The sequence below is a fragment of the Paenibacillus peoriae genome, from assembly GCF_022531965.1.
Lineage (GTDB): Bacteria > Bacillota > Bacilli > Paenibacillales > Paenibacillaceae > Paenibacillus > Paenibacillus polymyxa_D.
In genome coordinates this window covers 492,668-513,463 of sequence record NZ_CP092831.1, presented here as the reverse complement: position 1 = coordinate 513,463, position 20,796 = coordinate 492,668, and the positions used below count along the sequence as shown (strand labels likewise).

Sequence of the window (20,796 nt, the reverse complement as noted above, 5' to 3'; positions counted from 1 at the left end):
GATAATGAGCTAATAACGGTAAGTGAAGGGGAGATTGAATATGACAGACACCCGATATATGATCGGCGTCGATATCGGTACGACCAGTACCAAAGCAGTTCTTTTCGAAGAAAACGGCAATATTGCCGCCCAGCACCATGTGGGCTATCCGCTCCATACACCTGAGCCGGATGCGGCAGAACAAGATCCGGAAGATATTTTCAAAGCTGTTGTGACGACGGTGCAAGAGGTCATGAAACAAAGCGGAGTGTCAGCTGAGCATGTACTGTTCGTCTCCTTCAGTTCGGCCATGCACAGCGTACTGGCAGTGGATAAGAACGGCAAACCGCTGACCGCCTCTATCACTTGGGCAGATAACCGTAGCGCCAAATGGGCCGAAGCGCTCAAACATGAATACAACGGACACGATATTTACTTACGTACCGGAACGCCTATTCATCCTATGTCACCGCTCACAAAACTAATGTGGATTACACGGGATTTACCAGATGTTGCGACCCAGACGTACAAATTCATTTCCATTAAGGAGTACGTTTTTGCCCGGTTATTCCACCAATATGTCGTGGACCACTCGATTGCCTCTGCAACCGGACTCATGAATTTGCAGCAGTTGGACTGGGACGAGGAAGCGCTGCATATTGCAGGTGTGACGAAGGAGCAGCTATCCGAGCTGGTGCCGACAACTCATGTGCTCAAAGGGCTGGATGAGACCTATGCACATGACATGGGCCTACTGAAGACGACTCCTTTTGTGATCGGGGCCAGCGACGGTGTCTTGTCCAACCTCGGTGTGAATGCGATCAAGCCTGGAGTTGTCGCTGTTACCATCGGCACCAGCGGAGCCATCCGCACCGTAGTTGATAAGCCGCTCACGGATGCCAAAGGGCGCTTTTTCTGTTACGCCTTGACCGAAAAGCTGTGGGTCATCGGCGGCCCGGTGAACAACGGAGGTATAGTCTTCCGCTGGATCCGGGATGAATTTGCAGCCTCCGAAGTGGAAACGGCCAAACGACTGGGACTTGATCCATATCATGTGCTGACCCAAATTGCGGAACAGGTACATCCTGGCTCCGACGGTCTGCTCTTTCTTCCGTACTTATCCGGTGAACGTGCGCCCCTATGGGACCCGAATGCTCGCGGCTCCTTCTTCGGTCTGTCCCTGCGTCACAAAAAAGAGCATATGATTCGCGCCGCTCTGGAGGGTGTGCTGTTCAATTTGTATACCGTCATGCTCGCCATGGAAGAAGTCATCGACAGACCGTCAGTCATTCACGCCACGGGTGGATTTGCACGCTCGGAGCTATGGAGACAGCTCATGGCAGATATATTTGATCAGGAAGTCATTATTCCCGAAAGTCTGGAAAGCTCATGTCTGGGTGCAGCTATTCTAGGCTTGTACGCACTGGGACGGATTGATTCGCTGGATGCTGTGTCTGGTATGATTGGTACCACTCACCAGCACAAACCGGTAGCAGAACACGTGGATATTTATCGCGATTTACTGCCGATTTATATTCGCATTTCACGTAAATTCGAAGAAGAATTCAAGGATATTGCGGAATTTCAAGCCAAGTCCCTACAGTCTTGAGTTACAAGGTAAACCGAATGGAGTTACAGCAGCGAAGCCATAGGCCCTTAAACTTGTAAAGCGAAGACCCTTCTCATCAAGGGTCTTCGCTTTATTGTTGTGCGCCCTTCGTCACGTAGAGCAGCATTCGTGCATTTTACAGGAAATCGGCCAAGACCGAAATTACAGAAACAGGGTTTTAGAGATGATCACCAACAAAATAAACAGAACCAGAATCGCTCCTACAGAGGTCCATGCGCCTACGCCGCAACCCATACCGCCTACTCCGCACATATGACTCATTTACAACACTCCCTTCGCTCATTTACAGGATCATTGTATGTAGACCTGGTCAAATGCGTAAGGGGGGCATTCCCCCATTTTTACGGCGAATGCCTGTTTATTTTGGAGACTAGCATTATGTATTAACCTCAAAATTATAGAACCCCTCAAGTGTTGCTCTCTTCATCATCAATACTGCACAAGTCCCAAGGAATCCACTCAGCAAGCCACACCTCATGCCCTGCATAATAAAATGCGATTCCCTCTTCTCTTGCTTTAATCGTGTTTACCTTGAGCATGACCAATTCACCTCTTCGGCTCCCTGCTAATGCTGCAAAGTTAGTGCTTTCAGATAAATGTACATACTTTCTGCCAACAGGATCTAAACCATCCGCCATAATAAATGGCAATGCTTGCTTATTCGTACCATGGTATAGTACATCTGGTGGATTCCCGGGAGTATACTCTATCTTTTGATAGCTATGTCCATATCTAGCTCTGATTCTACCGTTATGGATTTCAAAACGCTGCTTATCTGAATTGCGCACGATCCGCTCAATATCAGTCTGCTTTACACCTGACCAGCCTGGCAAGCTTTGAATGATTTGAAGTAAGTGTTCCACAGTACAAGAGCCGTCTGTAATGTCTAACTTTAGCCCGGATTCCTCGGGTTTGTGTCGCAGCATTTTGCTCATTATTTTACTTAGCTTCATATCTTCCTTTTGTTTCTTCATTGAATTTCTCCTTCCTTTAATATAGTAGATCAAAAGATATTTCTACATAAAATTAAGGATTCCTCTTATTTCTTCTTTATACGCTAAAAGACCATCAGAACCGGGAAGGTCTGATGGTCTTTATCAGAAAAGATGCTAGTTATGCCTCTCTGCGTCTGCGTGGTGTCAGACCAAGCCAGGACAACAACGAACTGCGCGATTTTCGTTGTCTGCCCTGGTAGGTACGCAAATTCGTAATTAACTGCCGATCCCGTTCCTCGTCGATCTTTTCTTTCATCCAGCGTTTTTGATCCTCCAGTTGGTTAGACAAGTTGATATTCTTTTCCACCAAACGGCTGTGCTCTGCTTCCAGTTCCTCCAAACGGCTCCGCATTTCCAACAAAGCGTTTTGCACCATGTCCTGCATCTGCGCCAGTTCTTGTGGCTCTACGGACTCCTGTGTTTGTACAGATACAGGCGCTTGCTTCAATCTATACTCAATAGTTGATGCCAAAGTCTGGAACTCTTCCTGCAACTGTAGCTGCATGGGTTCTTCTGACAGTGTCTGAGCATTCATTTCATCCTGTAACTCTGTCAGTTCAACCGTAGCAGCGACTTGAGCCTGCATGACCGTCTCTTCCCTGCCTTCAGCCGCCGCCATTATTTCTTCCCAGGTTGCGGTCAGTGACTCAGCATCCGAGATGGGTGGCAAGCGGAATTCCTCATCCTCCATTGGAAAGGGAGCGGTCACTCTCTCAAGCACCACCTGAACCGCCTGCTCCATCGTCATATGCTGCTCACGCAACGCCCTCCGCATCACCTTCAAGCACTCAACATCCTCAGCACTGAACATTCTTGATTGATTCGCGGAACGCTGAAACACATACCCCTGCTCCTCCAGCGCCGCTGCATATTTACGAAGGGTACTCGCCCCGATTCCCAACTGTTTTGCTGCTTCCGTCGTCGATTTGATTTCTTCCATTTAATCATTACCTCCCCGGATGGTATGGAAAGAAATAAGCTTGTATATGTAGAATTCGCGAAATCCATTGGAAACCCTTTGGCAAAAATGTTCTAATATTGCAGACTGCTAAGAACCTTTGTCATAACGGAATCTTTGTAGAAATACAAGAAACGACATTGCAGAGAATACTTCGTTCTATGTACACTAAAGACTCTTTAAAGAGCATCACATAAATGTCATACTTTTATAATTCCTATGGCACTATTCCTTCCATCAACATAGTTCATGTTATAATTTATACAGCGGTCACCTTAAATATAAATTGAAATGCACTCTCCTACCTTCCAGTAAAAGTATTGATAATTTACGTTCATTCTACAATTAATCGCAGAAAGACACCTCTTTCACAGTTCATTTTTAATTTTCCGGAATGGAGACAAAAAAATGGATATTTCCAAAAGATCAGCAATATGTTATGTTATGTAACGTAAAATGGATTTCAGGCATAATTTGTAGCATATTAACGTTCGCTGGAACGAGGAGGCAACATAGATGAAGGGGAAGGCAAGGAAAGTAGCTATTGTCGGCGCGGGAATGGTCGGTTCGAGCTGTGCCTACTCAATGGTTAATCAGTCCATTTGTGATGAAATCATGATGATTGACCGCACGTATGATCGGGCTTTGGCCCATGCACTGGATCTGTCCCATTGTATGGAGTTTACGTCCACACGCACTAAGGTACGTGCAGGCACGTATGCAGACTGCACGGATATGGACGTGGTGATTATAACGGCTGGAGCCAACCCTAGACCAGGTCAAGACCGCCTGTCTGTACTGGACGACGCAGTGCTTATCACCAGAGAGATTGTAACAGCGATTATGGAGGGTGGCTTCGACGGTATATTCGTCATTGCCGCTAATCCTGTCGACATTGTAACGTATATGGTACAAAGTATATCCGGTCTGCCGCGCAACAAGGTGATCGGCACGGGCACCTCTATCGACTCATCCCGGCTCAAGACGTTGCTTTCTGAGGTGTTTTCCATAGATCCACGCAGCGTACAAGGATATGCTCTTGGCGAGCATGGCGAATCCCAATTCGTTGCCTGGTCACACGTAACGATTGGCGGTAAGCCGCTTTTACACATTTTACGGCAGCATAAGGAACGATTCAGCCACGTCGATCTGGACGACATTGCCCGTAAAACCAGGGATGCAGGCTGGGAAATCTTCACCCGCAAAGGCGCCACTTATTTTGGTATTGCCAATGCTCTGGCATACATTACCCGTTCCATTTTAAATGATGATGGTAAAATTATAGCGGTCTCTGCTGTATTGGACGGCGAGTACGGGCACACCGATGTCTGCACGGGCGTTCCAGCGATTATCGGCAGCGGAGGAATTCAAGAGGTCATCGAGTTGGAACTAAGTCCAGAGGAACAAGCGAAGTTCGACGCCTCTTGCCACTTTATCAGCAATAATATCCGTGCCATTTCAGACTTAGTGTAAACCAATAGCATAGAAAAAAACTCCTTACCCTCATTGAGGATAAGGAGTTTTTGCAATCCCCGTATTTCGCCCTATATCTCTTTATAACGAAATACCGTCAGTCCCGCCAACGTAAATACGACAAAGCTGCCCATTATAACCGTCAATAGTGTATCAGTTGGCACCATGAACGCCCCAAAGTTATCTCTTCCACTCGGCATCATCGCCAATAAAGGCTGTGTCCATGGATAGTACGGACCGTAGGCTTGAGAATTGGCGACCAGAATATTCGGCACGGTGAACACAAAATTCAACGCAAGCGGTGCGGCAAAGCTGGACCACAAGAAGGATACCATCAACTGCAACGCAGCCAGCGGCAGGCAGGCTACCCAGCCTGCGAGCAGACTTTGAGCGATCACAGCCCAAGGAATCGGTCCGTTCATCCCCTGCACAGCTCCAACACTCAGCAACGCTCCCCCGAACAGTAGCTGGGTCAATCCGACCAAGGCCATAATGATAGTCAGCTTAGCTGCGTACAGACTGGTGCGGGACAATGGCAATGACATCAGCTGCTTCCAGCCGCCGCCCCCATGCTCGAAACGGCAGACCAGAGACCCAAACACGGCCGTCAGCATCGGCAGGAACAGCAGCGCATGAACTGTAAGCATGGCTGACAACAGCAACAGCCAGTTCCCTCCCGGATTCGCCAGCAAACCAATCAGGACGGCAATCGCCGGGCTGACGAGCGCGAGCAGCCAGACGGGCGATTTCGCCATTTTCAACCGTTCAACAGAAAGTAACCGTGCATATCCTCCGAACATTACGCCACATCCTTTCGGCTAAAATGGGCCGCTGTCAGCAGGCTGAGAAGCATACCCGTTCCGCACCCGACGGACGCAAACATCCACGCTTGAGGTGCAACCCAGGCGAATTGAGGCCAGGCCAATGGAAACCATTCGGACAGCTGTGAAGCAAACAAGCTGCCGATGCCTAACGTAATGCCCAGTGTTACAGGTAGCGCTTGATTATGGAATGTGACTGTTAACCACAACAATAATACGAGCATAGGCAACGTGCCGCCTAAGGGCCAAAATCCGAGTCGTAGCAGTTCTCCTACGGGTGCAGGTTCTCCCCCGAAGCCAAGGATCATTCCCAACACCCAAGTCCCTACCGTCAGGAGTAGACAGGACACACACAGCATCCCAATCGCCAACGTCAGCTTGGCCATATAGACGCTGAATTTGGAAATCGGCAAGGCCAGCAACTGCTTCCATGAGTTAGATGTATGCTCCACATTCGCCAACATGGAAGCCACCATAGTAGCTCCTAGCACCAGCGCAAGGGGTACAAAAAGAGCGATGTTATCCATCAAAACTTCCCACAGATGACCCTTGTTACGCGGAATCAGATAGTCATATCGAAGTCCAAAGTTGAGCGCCTGCATGGCCACCAGCCCAAGGGGACCGAGGAACACCAAGAACCAGATTCCCTTTCTGCGTGCTTTGAGCAGATCCGCCGTGAGTGCTCGCAGCATCATAAGGAAGCCCCTCCTTTGCCCACCACCTGCATGAACATATCCTCCAGCGATTTGCGGCGTTCCTCCACACGGTATACGGCATGCGTATTTTCGACCAATCTTCTGACCAGCAGCGCAACAGCCGCATCATTCATGTTCTCGAACTCCAGCGCCGATCCGTCCTTCACCGAATGGTAGCCCTGCTCACGCGCAATCAATTGGGCTGCTTCCGGTTCCGACACGACGATCCGAATTCCGCCCGCGGATTCCTGACGGAGATTATGAATCGTGTTTTGAAAGACCAGCTCTCCTTCACGAATAATACCTACGGTATTCGCCATATGCTCTACCTCGCTCAACAGATGGCTGGATACCAGTACGGTGATCCCCCGTTGCTTGGGCATCGCCTGAATCAATGTGCGCATTTCCTGAATACCCTCCGGGTCCAAACCATTCGTAGGCTCATCCAAAATGAGCACTTCTGGATTCCCAAGCAGGGCTGCTGCAATACCAAGTCTCTGCTTCATGCCCAGCGAGTAGCCTTTGACTGGACGTTTGGCATGCTTGGTCAGTCGGACGACCTCTAACACTTCCGCAATGTTTTGCTTGGGTACATTCAAAATACGGCGAATGGCCTCCAGATTTTCAATGGCGTTCAAATGACCATAATACGAAGGATACTCCACCAACGAGCCGACTTTACGCAAAATATCAAGCTTATGTCTGCGAATATCTTTGCCGAATATACGGATCGTTCCTCGAGTTGGGCGAATAAGTCCAAGCAGCATGCGGATCGTTGTCGTTTTCCCTGCTCCATTTGGACCCAGAAATCCGTAAATATCTCCCCGAGCTATTTTCAGGTCCAGCTGATTAACCGCCGCGCAGCCTTTGTATATTTTGCTGAGACTGTTCGTTTCAATAATGTATTCGTTCAAGTTCCTCACCTCGACACCTATCGTAACGTGCCAAGTTTAAAGCCAAGGGAACTCTGAGTTTAAGTTTTGTTTAAAAAACGGATTCGGGTCCCGGCTGATGAACTGAAAATCTCCCTCTCCAAATTCATTTCGCGAGCCAGCAGTTCTGTAATCGCCAACCCAATCCCGGCTCCTTTTTCACTGGACTGTTGCTCCATACCAGGCCCTTTATCTGTGATAACCAATGCCTCTGTCCCATTATCCTTCTGGACTTGAACACCAATATATCGGCCTGAGGCAGCATGGCGAACTACATTTTGAAAGAGATTGTCCAGCAGACGACGGAAGCCTTGCTCATCGACATTCCACACCATACTATGCTCAGGCAGGTCGATATCCACTTCAAAGCCCTCCTTCTCCCACACCGGATACCAGCTGGCTACACACTCCCGCACTAGCCGCAGGATATCACGCGGTGTGTTATTCATGGTGTATTTGCCACTGGATAGGAGATTATAGGTCAGCAAGTTGTCGATCAGACTCCCAAGGTCCTTTAGCTTGTTTTCCATTAGTGTAATCGACTGTTTCCCTCTGCTGCTGAGATTTTCACCATCTAGTGTATACAGATGGCTACGCACGACCGTAAGCGGCGTCCGAATATCGTGTGACAGATCCGCGACCAGTCTCTTCCGTAGCTCTTCCTCCTGACGCTCACGTCCCCGACTCTCTGCCAACTGCTCGACCATCTGATTAAATGCTTCTTCCAGCTTGCCGATTTCATCCGGGCGTCCAGTGGCAACAAGAATAGGCAAGCCGTCCTCTCCTCGCTGCGACATGGCGGCCTGAAGCTGCAACAGTCTACGCCGAATGTCTCCAAAAAACAGAAGAGATACGGATATAAAAGCGCCCAAAATCAATACAATAAAAAAGAAATAGTACATCAACATACTACTATCAGTAGGTGGCTGTTCAAAGAACGAACGAGGCACTTTTAATACCATATAGCCCTGATTTACATCATTCTTGCCCCCGCCAATAAAGGCTACTACCGTAAACGGCCCCTCATAGCTTGCTTGCTTCATAAAAGCTATAGCCTGCGCAGCGTTCCATTGTTTTGGCAGGTTAGGTTGGGTCGGTAACTCCAACCTAGTTAACCCTGCGGTATCCACCCAAAATATTTGGGATTTAGGGAACATATCTTGTTGTATTTTGCGCAGATGGACTGAGATTTGCTCTGGTGTGGCTCCCTTCAAGGCTACAGCTTCGCGATGCCAGCTATTTTCGGTATGGGTAGCAGAGGGATAGTAAGCGTTTTTAGGCTTGGACCCCGCCCCCCAATTGAATAACACGCTATATATCAAGGCTGTAGCAGGCAACACAATGGGCAACAGCATCATAGCAACCACAATGATGACCAGATAACGGAACAACAGTGAACTGCGAAACCGACCTCCCTGATCCGGCTTAGAGCTGGGATGCAGCCTCCTCCAACCCTTGCGCGTCCTGTTCATTATGCTTTCACCCGATATCCTACACCACGGATCGTCTCAATGATGCGAGGTGTCGCAGGATCAATCTCCAGCTTTTCGCGCAGGTGTCGGATGTGAACCATTAAAGTTTTGTCTCCGTCGATATATGGATCTCCCCATACCGCTTCATACATTTGCTCTTTCGTCATAATCTGGCCCAAATGCCGCAGTAAATAAGCAAAAATGTGATATTGCTTGCCTGTCAGTGTAATTTCCTCCCCGGTATCACGGTTCACAATACGGTTATCAGGAGAGAACACAGAGAGATGCCCCAGTTGTAAGGATTCTTCAGGCACGGTTCCTGATCGGCGCAGCAAAATCTCCATACGTGCTATGAGCTCGTCCGGGTGAAAGGGCTTGGTTACATAATCGTCGGCGAAATCCAGTCCTTGCAGTTTATCGTCTATGGAGGTACGAGCAGACAACATGAGAATGGGAAGCTCCGGGTACTCTTTCTTGAGCCGTTTCCCTATGGTGAATCCATCCAGACCAGGTAACATCACATCCAAAATCACGAGTTGGCACGTACGGGCTGCCTCCACAGCCCCATCCCCGCTGCGAAGCCATACTACAGCGTAATTCCGCTCTTCCAAATACTGATGCGTCCAAGCACCGATATCCTGGTCATCTTCGATGTATAACACATTTGTTTTCATCATGAGCACCTACTTATCGTTTTTCTTTTATGTAATGGGCATTATAGCATTTATGGTACATAACCCACTTAAAAAGGTTAATAACTATCTTATACGACATACGCTTCACATTTTCAAATTTGAATGCTTATGAAAAAAGGAGGCCGACCCGATGCTGCTGGAAGCTATATACCATCACCCGAAACGCAATTGGGCTTTTGGTTATAATGATGAAACGATATTTCTACGGCTACGTGCGAAGAAAAATGACCTGAACACCGTTCATGCTCTCACCGGAGATAAATACGATTGGGACCGCACCCAACAGCTTGTCCCGATGTCCAAATTCGCTACTGATGGCAGGTTTGATTACTATGAGTGCAGTATAAAACCTACTCACCGTCGGCTGAAATATGGATTTTTGCTAGAAGACGGTGAGGAACGTATTTGGATGAACGAGGACGACTTTACTACCCAAGAACCCGAAAATGCAGATAAACTGTTCCAATATCCGTTCTTGAACCCGATTGATATTCTGAAGCCACCTGCATGGGTGAAGGATGCGGTATTTTATCAGATTTTCCCGGAACGATTTGCGAACGGTGACCCCTCCATCAGCCCAGAAGGTGCAGAGACATGGGGTGGAACCCCACAAAGAGACAATTTTTTCGGTGGCGATCTACAGGGGATTCTGGATCACCTAGACCACCTGAACGAGCTGGGAATTAACGCCATATATATGACTCCTGTCTTCAAGGCGACGACCAATCATAAATATGATACAGAGGATTATATGGAGGTGGACCCACATTTCGGGGACAAAAAGACATTGAAAAAACTGGTCGATGCCTGCCACGATCGAGGAATTCGGGTGCTGCTTGATGCGGTGTTCAACCATTCAGGGCGTACTTTCAAACCGTTCGTCGACGTCCAGGAAAAAGGCGAAGCCTCGCCTTACAAGGACTGGTTCCATGTACATAGCTTTCCCCTGAAAGTGGTGGATGGCATACCGACGTACGATACATTCGGGCTGGAACCGATGATGCCCAAGCTGAACACCGAACATCCTGAGGTAAAAAAGTACCTGCTGGATGTGGCAAAGCACTGGATCGAAGAAATCGGCATCGATGGTTGGCGGTTGGATGTGGCAGACGAGGTGGACCACGCCTTTTGGCGGGAATTCCGCACTACGGTCAAGCAGGCCAATCCGGATGCGTACATTTTGGGTGAAATGTGGAATGAATCGTCTGAATGGCTTCAGGGGGACCAATTCGATGCAACGATGAATTATCCGTTCACCTACGCGGTGAATGATTTTTTCGTCAAAAAAGTGACCGATGCCCAAAGCTTTGCCTACGCCATCGGACGACAGCTGGCCCGCTATCCACAGCAAGCATCCGAGGTTGCTTTCAATCTGCTGGATAGCCATGATACACCGCGCCTACTGACGCTGTGCGGGGGCGACAAGCGACTGATGCGGCTGGCTGCTTTGTTCCAGTTCACGTATATGGGCGCACCCTGCATTTTTTACGGCGATGAGATCGGCCTGGATGGAGATGCCGATCCAGGCTGCCGCCAGTGCATGGAGTGGGATGCCGATAAGCAGGACCACGAGCTGTTCGACTTTTACCGCGAGCTGATTGCGCTTCGTAAGGGGCACCCGGTCCTCCGTGACCAAGGAAGCATCACTTTCCTGGAGGCACAGCCGGAGGGTGCCTCACTTGCCTACGAGCGCCGCAGCGGGGAAGAAGTGCTGCTCGTACTGCTCAATCGTTCCGATGAGGATCACGTTTTTGAATTGGACATTCCTGAGCAGGAATGGCAATTAGCCTCTGGCGAAAGCCAGTGGTCCGTAGGACCGAAGGGACTGCATGCCGAGCTTCCTCCTTACGGATATGCTGTGCTGAAGGCAACGCCTGTGCGATCAATCAACTCTGCAAAAGAAGTCGACAACAAGACGCAAAGCAAGGCATAGGCTATGTAGACGCGGATGCTGATGAAAGTACCTGCCGAATACGAAAAAAAAAGCAAAACCACCAGTAACAAGATAGTTAACTTGTTCCTGGTGGTCTTTTTACGTTAAATATGAGCTTCTATCCAAGTCGATTATTTGTTTTTAACATCTGTTCTTACTACCCCAACGTCTGAAGCATTGATAGAAATGGGGTTGCCGCCTTGCCCTGTTTGAGCTGAAGAAGATTGTCTAACGTCCACCCTAATTCTTTTGCCCTTAAAGCCAGTTCGTCTCCTTTTTCCCAATGCAGTGGCCTCCTTAAGTCTTCATGGCTTCATAAACCTCTCAATATGACCTAACTGTGGAGAGATATGCTATATGCATATGCCGCTGAAGAAAACAGGTCTCGGCGAATATCAGATCATAGAGAAAAGAGGCTATTAGTACCCGAGCTGGCAAGCTCCTCCAAGAAATTGCAACGAACATACTAACAGCAAAAGAGCGGAACCTGCTTTTACAGGCTCAATGTGGCTTTAAAACCATCATTGAGCCTGTAATGATTAATGATATAGAATCATTGCTTATATCAGCTATCAACAAGCCAGCAGCCTTTCATGACTATCGTTGAACGCTAGCAGATTCGCTTGTAGATAATTGAATATTTTAATCCGTAAAATTTAAAGCGTTTACAAGTTAAGCGGCAGGTTGCCGGTCAGAGACGGCTGCTTGACCGGATCACTTTACAAATTGGCTTAAGCCAATACACCAAGAGCGTATCCAATAATTCCTATTGCGAATAAAGCAAAAATCAGAGCTATAGCATTTACTTTCTTTTTGAGCAGTCTCATGCATAAAAAAGTCAGCAAGAGAGGTAACAGACCAGGTATCAATTGATCCAGAATCATCTGTATCGTCGTAACAACCTCTACTCCATCCGAACGGGTATATCGGGATACTTCGAGTGGTATATTCAGAGTAGTCCATTTGGATACGAGGGCGCCCATAACAAATAGTCCCAGGATGGAGGCCGATTCCGTAAGCTTTTGCAGTCGGTTTCCGGACATGTCGGACACAATCTCCGTCCCTTTTTTGTAGCCGTATTTCAGTCCGTACCACTTAGTGGCCAGGCGAATAACATTAAAAAGCAAGAAAAATAGGACAGGCCCGATAACGCTTCCGGACAACGCAATGGAAGCTCCTAATGCAGCCAGAACGGGGCGTAATGTTCCCCAGAAAATAGGGTCTCCTACTCCAGCCAAAGGTCCCATTAAGCCAACTTTCACACCACTTATGGTAGCATTATCAATCGGCTGGCCATTGGCTTTCTGCTCCTCCATAGCGGCCGTTACCCCCATAATCGGTGCAGAGATAAACGGTTGAGTATTAAAAAACTCCAAATGCCGCTTTAGTGCTTCTTTTTGGTCTTCCTTCTTGCTGTATAACCGCTTGATTGCCGGAATCAAGGTGACACAAAAACCAATCGACTGCATACGCTCAAAGTTAAACGAGCCCAGCAGGAACCATGAACGGAAAAACATTTTGTTTAAATCGCTTTTGGTCAACTTTTTTTCTTCCATAGTACCCCACTCTTTCATTAAGAATTTCTTTAGAGCTCTTCAATTTCACCCACTTGATCTTTGCGCTGGCTATATTTAGGATTGAGCTGGATATACAGCAGAGCCAGAACCGCCCCCATGATTCCAAAGCCAACCAGATTGATGCTTGTAAATGCTGCGATGACAAAGCCCAAGAAAAAGAAAGGCATCAAATATTTGGCTGCCATCATGTTAATAACCATGGCATACCCTACAACGACGATGAATCCCCCAGCAATTTGCAGCCCTTTTGTAATGACCTCCGGGATCGCGTCCAGCAAAGTCGTAACCAGACCGGTTTCTGCTGCAATAGCCACCAATACGGCAGGCAAAGCGACGCGTAATCCCTGAAGAAGGAGGGCTATGAAGTGACATAATTCAATTCCTTTGAAATTTGAAGATTCGGCATATTTATCTGCCAGATGCTGAAAGAACACGGTAATCGTTCTAACAAAGATAGTTAACACTTGTCCGCCAGCCGCAATCGGAATCGCAACGGCAATTCCCGCACCGATCGATTGGTGCCCGACAATAACCAATATGGTTGAGACTACACTGGCCAAAGCCGCATCCGGAGCCATGGACGCTCCGACATTCATCCAGCCCAAAGCCAACAATTCCAGCGTACCGCCTAGAATAATACCGGTTTTGAGATCTCCCAGGACCAGACCGATCAGTGTACACGCAACTATAGGACGATGAGTCTGTCCTTCATCCAAAACACTGCCCATTCCGCAAATGGCTGCAACCAGCGTGACCATTACGATTTCAAAAACACTCATGTTTGACCCCCTCTCTTATGCGTACGTGTTGTTAAAACTGGACATTTTGGAGCTTGTTAATCAAATTAATTTTAGGATCACTGGCCACTTTTCTAATCTCCAGTTCTATCCCCTTTTCGTGCAATTTATAAAATGCCTCTACATCCTGCTTGTCTACGGACACTGCTCCGGTAATTTGTGTTTTGCCTTCTTTGAAGCACATTCCACCTACATTTACCGATGTAAACGGTACCCCACCTTCTACAACCCGCAGTACATCCGTGGGATTGGTAAACAGGAACAAGGTCTTGAAATCGTTATATTTAGGATTGTTATAAGCTTCAATCGCTTTCGCAATCGTGACAACATAAGCTTTAATCCCCGGCGGCGCCACTTGTAACAATAAGGTTTTGCGCAGCGTATCCGCAGCGACCTCATTGCTGACGGCGATAATTTTGTTACACTTCGTTTCCTTCACCCACACAGTAGCCACCTGACCATGAATTAGACGGTCATCAATACGAACAAATGATATTTCCATACCTATAATTCCTCCTCTGTTTGTATGTCCCGGATGACACGAAAAGACTTCATTGAATCCTGACCCGCACGGATGGCCAGATCACTTAGATTCTCCACGTTCTCCAGCCCTCTATTAGTCAGCAGGTCTACGATCATTGGCAGGTTTACCCCTGTTACAATGTCCATTTTTTCATACCTGGCCACAATCCTACTGGCCGCATTATAGGGACTGCCACCAAACAAATCGACGAGAAAAATCAATCCGTCCGTCCAATCAATTGTTTCCAAGGCCGCTTTGTACTTCTCAACAAGTCCGTTAACACTTTCACCTGGTTCAAACGTTACACCCACCACATTTTCCAGATGGCCAAAAATCATTTCCGTGGATCTTAGGATCTCTTCAGAAAATTTTCCATGAGTGCCAACAATAACACCTATCATTTGTTTCACCCCCTCCTTGCATCCTTCGCCTATACTTATATGCAAGTCTCATGCCAAGATTCTGTATGATGCGATTAACTATCAAAAAAAAAGACCAAACCCTCGGCTGCTCCGGGAATTTGGCCTTTTCTCACCAACTACTTATTATCCTTATCCGCATGATTAATACACATCCAGCATCGTTTTATACACTTGCGCCACTACTTGGGGATACAGTTATATACTTCGCTTAGGATTTCGCAAATATAATATTTTTCATCATTAGTCAGCTTAATGTTAATACTGGAGGCAAATATATTGCAGGAACGGTTCACCACATCGATTAATCGTTGGTCAAGCAAGGATACATCCTCCTGATACACTAGCCCTTCTCCAATGACCATTCGTTCCAGCGCATGAGCCGTATGAACAGCAAGCTGAACCTTCTTTGCATAATGGAAATCAGCCTCCAGTTCCTGTTCCAGCTGCTCGATAAATTTCATCAAAATCCCCAAAATTTTGTGAGGATTCAAATAAGTCATAAACTCCTTTAGCGTATCCTCACATAGATCTCTTACGATCACGCTTCCGTGTTCATGCATAACAGGCAACTGATTGTTGAGCAACAATTCTCTTAATGCCTGTTCACCGCTTGCCTCGATCAGTTTTTCCAAAGGGATAAACGGTACATTGAGCTCGCTTGGCCGCTTAACCCCAATCACCGCAAGAAGCGTAAGCTTGGCCCGTAAATCCTTCACCACTTTATCCAATTCCCTGACCTTTGCCGGTACAACAACTATTTTCTCTTCGGTTAAGTCATAAACAACCTTCTCTACAAACTCCTTTAGCTTGGCGGCGGCACCTTTGCCGGAGGAACAGACCGTCACGATTACCTTATTACTGGTCTTTTCCGCTTTCACTCCAGCATTTCCAGTGTTATATCCACGAAAATCCTTCAAAGATTGATAAATTTCCTCTATATTCATATCAAAAATACTGGCCTTTCGCACAGCCTCCAACACAAGCGGGGTTGAAACCATATCGATAGTCTTCACCTTAATCCCGACACGTTCCATAATGGTTGCTTCAAGATTGAGCAAGGAGCCCATATCAACCAGCAGCAATACGCCTCTGCCATTGTCAATGTCCTTCACTTTTTCCACAATAACTTCCAGGATTTCTCTGGGGCTAACATCCAAAGGCATGTCTACTGCGCAAATATTTGAGCTCCCCAGCAGGCTGTCGACAACGCTAACGACACTGCTTGCCGTACTGTTGCCATGTGCAGCTACGATGATTCCCACATTTCCCTGGTGCTCCTCTTCTACCGATTTCAGAAGAATCGCCACATAGGTGGTCTCGGCATCGGGTACGCTGACTTCAAACTTGGACTCGATCAAATCCTTGATAATGAGTGCCAGTCTGTATTCTTCATCCTGATCATTCATCGGTTCATAGATTTGTTTACTGACATATTTTTTCTCCCGGATTCGCTTTAAAAAAGCACTTAAATGAAGACTGAAGGCATAAACAAACCTGTCGCTGTAATTTCTGTTCAATTCTTTTTGAGCCATCTCTTGCACCTGTTCAGCGAACTCTAGGATATTTCTGCCTACGATCTTAAGGATCCGTTCCCTTCCCCCTTTGATGTTATAAAATCGGTTATAGAAGCTTTTGATGTGAATATTGACATCTGTAGTAATAAACTTATTGATAAAACTGTCGTCGAGTCCTTCTTCTTTGAGCATCCCTATCTTGTCTTCAATCAATTTGTACAAGTTGAACGGCAGTTCAAAAGCGTCTACTTCATCCATTCCTTTGCTGCCTTCAGGAGTAATATACAGCGAGGAGTTGACCATCTCCATTTCGGCAATCTCCTTGCGGTTCTTCCCCATATTAAATAGACCTTCCTTGATATTTCCGGGCAAAATTTTAAAATCAAGTTCAATCTCTTCCTTATTTTCATGTATGCTGTTCAAAAATCCTTTGGCACACACAAGCTGAATGTTCGATTTCAACTGACCGATATTTCCATAGGTTACGCTGCCAATCAGTGCTTTTACAGTTTCCAATTCAACCCTAATAGGCTTGTTCACACGATGGGCTTCGTTTGCAAAGAGATGCTTCAGGATCAAAAACCTCTCTTCAACAGTTCGCTCTTGCAAGGAAGGAATGTTGATCGTAATCGGTATCCGTCTGATAAAGGTTTTCAGCATGGAAGAACCGGGATCTTCGGTCGTAGCGCCGATGAGCAGCACATTCGCTTCCCGCTTGCGCTCCGACTCGCCCAATTTGTTGTAACTGTTCGTGTCCATGAAATAAAATATCATTTCTTGGCCTTCTGGGGGCAGCCGATGAATCTCATCCAAAAACAGAATGCCCCCATCCGCTTTCTCGACCAGTCCCTCTTTCTCCCGATCAGCCCCGGTAAATGCTCCTTTTACATGACCAAAAATGTGGGAAAGTAGCAGCTGAGGGTTATTGTAATAATCAGCGCAGTTAAATACGATAAACGGTGCTTGCTCTGAAAAGCGCTTCATATATTTCCCATAATTATACATCAACCTAGCGAACATTGTTTTTCCAACGCCAGTCTGTCCCACAATCAGCGTATGTAGGCCCTTCGGCGGGTATAATATTGCCGCTTTTCCCTGCTCAACCTGGTTCCTCATACTCCCCATGAAACCAATTAAGGCGTGAAACGGATCCACTTGCTCTCCAGGCAGCAATATTTCATGAATACTGTTGACTTGGATTTGTTTCTCTTTAAGCTGAACCCGAAAGGTCTCCTCGATCACCTGCTTGTGCAAAAACTTGACGGGTCTCCCCTTGATTTTAATAATCAAGTCGGCGCGAAGTAGGCTATTAAGCTCCTTGCTTACATTATTTCTTAACATATTCTGTTGATCGGCTATTTCCGCAGCCGTAATTCCACCGCCGTCCTGCAAGGCCTCTACCGACAGTTTCTTTGTCCCATTGGCAATATACTCTAAGATCTCATCAATTCGTTTCACGGTATTCCCCCATGCTGACTAGTTCTTATTTAATTAGTATATAAAAAAAGAAATAATCCTCTACAAGAAAATAAACTGACAAGTTAATCATTAATCTGATACCCTTTTTATTGAATCTATCCAAAACTCAAATTCAGCCCATTCCATTCACTTCTTTTCCAAGATCAAAGGTTGGCAGTATAATTGCATAAGCTTCACGAATAAGCTGCATAAAAAGTTATTTTTGTTTCCCAGTAAGGAGCTGAGATAAAATAATGCGCTACGGATTACAGCAAGAGCAAACATTCAGGCTGGCTATGACTCCAGAATTACGACAAGCCATCACGATTCTTCAATATTCTTCGGTCGATCTGATGTCATATCTTCATGAGCAAGCAAATGAAAATCCGATCATTGACTTGGCAGAGATCGATATGTCCATCGAAAGAATCAACACAGAAGAAGAATATTCGCTACGAAAAAATGATAATCCGGTAGACCTTCTGGACTTTGTCTCTAATCCCGCAGATAATTTATATAGACATCTCAAAGCGCAGCTTGGGATGGTCCGCGGGCTATCCAAACTACAACAGATGATTGGCATGTTTCTAATTGGGAATTTAAATGAAAAAGGCTACCTTGAGCTGGATGTAAATACAGCTGCCGGAATACTTGACGTCCCCACCGATGAGGTTGAAAATATACTTGCCCTGATCCAAGGCTTTGAACCGGCAGGAATCGCTGCCCGCAGTCTGGAGGAATGTCTTCTTTTGCAGCTGCGATATGCCGGGAATGATGATGTTTACCTGGAAGAAATCGTGCGACATCACATGGTCAATCTTTCATGTAACCGCATACAAAAAATCGCGGATGCTCTAGGGATCGACATTCACATGGTACAACAAATGACCGATCAGATACGCAAGCTGAATCCTTGTCCGGGAGCGGCATTTGCTCCATATGAACGCCAGTATCATATAGCAGATATCTCAGTGGAGAAATCCAAAAACGACTACGTTGTGACAGTTAATGATATCACAGTCCCACGCGTCGGGATTAATCCTTTTTACCAAAGTATGCTTCGAAAGCCGGCAATGGAGGAAGAGAAACGATTTCTTCGTGAGAAGATGAATACAGCATTATGGCTTATTCATAGCCTTGAGCAGCGCCGCCTGACCCTGATGCGTGTGGCCCAGGCTATTGTTGATAGGCAGCGGGAGTTTTTTGAGCATGGCGTTTATCATCTGAAATCGATGACCCAAAAGGAGATTGCTGGAATAACCGGCCTGCATGAATCCACGATCAGCCGGGCGGTCAGTAATAAATACATGCAGACGCCCCGTGGATTGTTTGAACTCAAATATTTCTTCACCTCCGCCCTAGGATCGAAAGACGGAGATGCTACTTCATCAGAGAGCGCAAAAATGCGGATAAAGCAGATCATCGACAGTGAAGAGAAGCAAAAACCATTTTCAGATCAGGCAATCACAGAGCGGATGGCAAAGGAAGGACTAGAGCTGTCACGCAGAACGGTAGCCAAATACCGTGAAGAATTGGGGTATTTATCCTCCGCCAGGAGAAAAGTGTATTAAAGCTTCAGCAAACGGTTGTGAAAACTAAAAAGCAGCGCTATCACATTCTCCCGGCTGCCTCCCTCGTAGAATCTCCAATAGAATAGGCCAACCAGTAATCTCCGGTTGGCCTATTCATACGACCTGAGCCAGTACAGCCGTTTACGCAGGTAGCGTCTGTGTTTTTAATTGCACGTATAACTGATGCGTCACCTGCTGCGGTTCAATACCCAACTCATCTTCCAATATTCTGACGAAGCTTTCATAATGCTTTTGCGCAGCGGTATAATCGCCCAGTTGGGCATAGGCGGTCAGCAGCAGACTGCAGATATCGTCTGAGTACGGCTCCCGCTGCTGTAGGCTGAGCAAGCGCTGAACAGACTGCCGGGTACGACCTGAGCGAAGCTCTTCTCTCGCCAGCTCAGAAGCACATGCCAGATACATACTGCGCAGCTTCTCCCTTTTTGCATACGCCCACGGGTAATCGTGCTCCTCCAGGTAGTTGCCACGGTATAGAGCCAACAGGCTATCAATACGCGGCGTACCGCCGCTACCGGATGCAGCCCATTCGGATATTCCCCGCTCGAATAGCTCCACATCTGTAATCCAGCCATTGCGGTTCAAGCGGTAGCGATCCAGATTGTATTCCAGCTTCGTATCTTGCATCCGTTCTTTCAACGCCTTGCGAATTTGATAAATGGACGTGTGCAGGTGAACAACAGCCTTGTCCAAATGATATTCAGGCCACAGCGCATCCAGCAATTGTTCTTTGCTCACCCATTCCCCTTCATGGTGTAGTAAAAAGGAAAATAGCTCCTGTGACTTTAATGTGCGCCATTTGAGTGGTTTCGCTCCTACTGCTTCCTGTCCAACCTCCAAAATTTCAAGCTTTTGAAAACAACGTACCTTGGGGGATTGCTCTCCCGCAATTCCCTTGCTGGAAGAACGGGAATCAGCCAGCGTGGCTGCAATCCGATCTATCGTTTTGGATAGCCGCCGGGCATGAACAGGCTTTAACAAGTAATCCAGTGCTTGCAGCTCGAACGCTTCAATAGCATATTCCGAGTACGCGGTCACAAAGACGATATGAATATGGGAATCCAGCTGTTGAATCCACTCGGCGGCCTCCAGACCGTTCATCTCTGGCATTCCGATATCTATAAAAACAATATCCGCACGTTCTGACGCCAGATGATCCAGCCCCGCTTGTGCAGACGTATATTTCCCCATTACCGTTAACCGTCCGTCCGCCTCCAGCAACCGTTCCAAGTAGGTTAATGCCGACCTCTCATCATCAATCAAAATCGCCTTCATTTGTGTCCGTGCTCCCTTCCTGCTGCAACCATCCATCATGATGCTCTATCTACATGCT

General features: G+C 47.0%; 19 protein-coding genes. 4 read left to right on the top strand and 15 right to left on the bottom strand.

Annotated elements, in window-relative coordinates:
- Nucleotides 1–40: 40 nt before the first annotated feature.
- Nucleotides 41–1,588, top strand: coding sequence for a gluconokinase (gene gntK, locus MLD56_RS02255; RefSeq protein WP_029514721.1), 1,548 nt, complete (start codon nucleotides 41–43; stop codon nucleotides 1,586–1,588).
- A 162-nt stretch (nucleotides 1,589–1,750) separates the two neighbouring features.
- Here gntK and MLD56_RS02250 read toward each other — a convergent pair whose 3' ends face one another.
- From MLD56_RS02250 to MLD56_RS02240, 3 genes are all read right to left on the bottom strand, one after another.
- Nucleotides 1,751–1,870 carry a hypothetical protein gene (locus MLD56_RS02250; RefSeq protein WP_013369112.1) on the bottom strand — a complete coding sequence of 40 codons (120 nt, stop codon included), beginning with the start codon at nucleotides 1,868–1,870 and terminating at the stop codon, nucleotides 1,751–1,753.
- Between the two features lie 146 nt (nucleotides 1,871–2,016).
- Entirely contained in the window at nucleotides 2,017–2,583 is a 567-nt protein-coding gene (locus tag MLD56_RS02245) for an RNA 2'-phosphotransferase (protein WP_029514720.1), read from the bottom strand.
- A gap of 139 nt (nucleotides 2,584–2,722) precedes the next feature.
- A complete protein-coding gene (locus MLD56_RS02240; protein WP_029514719.1) occupies nucleotides 2,723–3,544 on the bottom strand; it encodes a MerR family transcriptional regulator in 822 nt (273 codons plus the stop codon).
- Nucleotides 3,545–4,078: 534 nt separating this feature from the next.
- On the opposite strand from MLD56_RS02240, the gene MLD56_RS02235 reads away from it, so the two are divergent.
- Nucleotides 4,079–5,035, top strand: coding sequence for an L-lactate dehydrogenase (locus MLD56_RS02235; protein WP_029514718.1), 957 nt, complete (start codon nucleotides 4,079–4,081; stop codon nucleotides 5,033–5,035).
- A 71-nt stretch (nucleotides 5,036–5,106) separates the two neighbouring features.
- Here MLD56_RS02235 and MLD56_RS02230 read toward each other — a convergent pair whose 3' ends face one another.
- The 5 genes from MLD56_RS02230 to MLD56_RS02210 are packed head-to-tail and all read right to left on the bottom strand — an operon-like array spanning nucleotide 5,107 to nucleotide 9,629.
- Nucleotides 5,107–5,835, bottom strand: coding sequence for an ABC transporter permease (locus MLD56_RS02230; protein WP_029514717.1), 729 nt, complete (start codon nucleotides 5,833–5,835; stop codon nucleotides 5,107–5,109).
- Nucleotides 5,835–6,551 (bottom strand): ABC transporter permease, encoded by a 717-nt coding sequence (locus MLD56_RS02225; protein ID WP_029514716.1) that lies wholly within the window; start codon nucleotides 6,549–6,551, stop codon nucleotides 5,835–5,837. Before MLD56_RS02225 ends, MLD56_RS02230 begins: the two co-directional genes overlap by 1 nt.
- Entirely contained in the window at nucleotides 6,548–7,465 is a 918-nt protein-coding gene (locus MLD56_RS02220; RefSeq protein WP_029514715.1) for an ABC transporter ATP-binding protein, read from the bottom strand. The genes MLD56_RS02225 and MLD56_RS02220 overlap by 4 nt, the downstream gene beginning before the upstream one ends.
- 59 nt (nucleotides 7,466–7,524) lie before the next feature.
- Complete coding sequence (locus tag MLD56_RS02215) at nucleotides 7,525–8,955, bottom strand: sensor histidine kinase (protein WP_029514714.1); 1,431 nt, start codon at nucleotides 8,953–8,955, stop codon at nucleotides 7,525–7,527.
- Nucleotides 8,955–9,629 (bottom strand): response regulator transcription factor, encoded by a 675-nt coding sequence (locus MLD56_RS02210; protein ID WP_029514713.1) that lies wholly within the window; start codon nucleotides 9,627–9,629, stop codon nucleotides 8,955–8,957. The genes MLD56_RS02215 and MLD56_RS02210 overlap by 1 nt, the downstream gene beginning before the upstream one ends.
- 151 nt (nucleotides 9,630–9,780) lie before the next feature.
- Here MLD56_RS02210 and MLD56_RS02205 point away from each other — a divergent pair, with 151 nt between their 5' ends.
- The gene (locus MLD56_RS02205) at nucleotides 9,781–11,583 is read left to right on the top strand and encodes an alpha-glycosidase (RefSeq protein WP_029514712.1); all 1,803 of its coding nucleotides are present in this window, start codon (nucleotides 9,781–9,783) and stop codon (nucleotides 11,581–11,583) included.
- Nucleotides 11,584–11,714: 131 nt separating this feature from the next.
- Here the strand turns inward: MLD56_RS02205 and MLD56_RS02200 are convergent, their stop codons facing one another.
- The 6 genes from MLD56_RS02200 to MLD56_RS02175 all read right to left on the bottom strand — a co-directional run bounded on the left by MLD56_RS02200 (nucleotide 11,715) and on the right by MLD56_RS02175 (nucleotide 17,874).
- Nucleotides 11,715–11,867 (bottom strand): hypothetical protein, encoded by a 153-nt coding sequence (locus MLD56_RS02200; protein WP_176715694.1) that lies wholly within the window; start codon nucleotides 11,865–11,867, stop codon nucleotides 11,715–11,717.
- 447 nt (nucleotides 11,868–12,314) lie between these two features.
- On the bottom strand, nucleotides 12,315–13,157 hold the full coding sequence (gene manZ, locus MLD56_RS02195) for a PTS mannose transporter subunit IID (protein ID WP_275041127.1): 843 nt from the start codon (nucleotides 13,155–13,157) through the stop codon (nucleotides 12,315–12,317).
- Between the two features lie 11 nt (nucleotides 13,158–13,168).
- Nucleotides 13,169–13,939, bottom strand: a complete 771-nt coding sequence (locus MLD56_RS02190) for a PTS mannose/fructose/sorbose transporter subunit IIC (protein ID WP_013369101.1) — start codon at nucleotides 13,937–13,939, stop codon at nucleotides 13,169–13,171.
- A 31-nt stretch (nucleotides 13,940–13,970) separates the two neighbouring features.
- Entirely contained in the window at nucleotides 13,971–14,459 is a 489-nt protein-coding gene (locus MLD56_RS02185) for a mannose/fructose/sorbose PTS transporter subunit IIB (protein ID WP_013369100.1), read from the bottom strand.
- A gap of 2 nt (nucleotides 14,460–14,461) precedes the next feature.
- A complete protein-coding gene (locus MLD56_RS02180; protein ID WP_013369099.1) occupies nucleotides 14,462–14,881 on the bottom strand; it encodes a PTS sugar transporter subunit IIA in 420 nt (139 codons plus the stop codon).
- Between the two features lie 200 nt (nucleotides 14,882–15,081).
- Nucleotides 15,082–17,874, bottom strand: coding sequence for a sigma-54-dependent transcriptional regulator (locus tag MLD56_RS02175; RefSeq protein ID WP_029514710.1), 2,793 nt, complete (start codon nucleotides 17,872–17,874; stop codon nucleotides 15,082–15,084).
- 254 nt (nucleotides 17,875–18,128) lie between these two features.
- On the opposite strand from MLD56_RS02175, the gene rpoN reads away from it, so the two are divergent.
- Nucleotides 18,129–19,445, top strand: a complete 1,317-nt coding sequence (gene rpoN / locus MLD56_RS02170) for an RNA polymerase factor sigma-54 (protein ID WP_029514709.1) — start codon at nucleotides 18,129–18,131, stop codon at nucleotides 19,443–19,445.
- Between the two features lie 141 nt (nucleotides 19,446–19,586).
- Here the strand turns inward: rpoN and MLD56_RS02165 are convergent, their stop codons facing one another.
- On the bottom strand, nucleotides 19,587–20,738 hold the full coding sequence (locus MLD56_RS02165; RefSeq protein WP_029514708.1) for a response regulator: 1,152 nt from the start codon (nucleotides 20,736–20,738) through the stop codon (nucleotides 19,587–19,589).
- Between the last annotated feature and the right edge of the window lie 58 nt (nucleotides 20,739–20,796).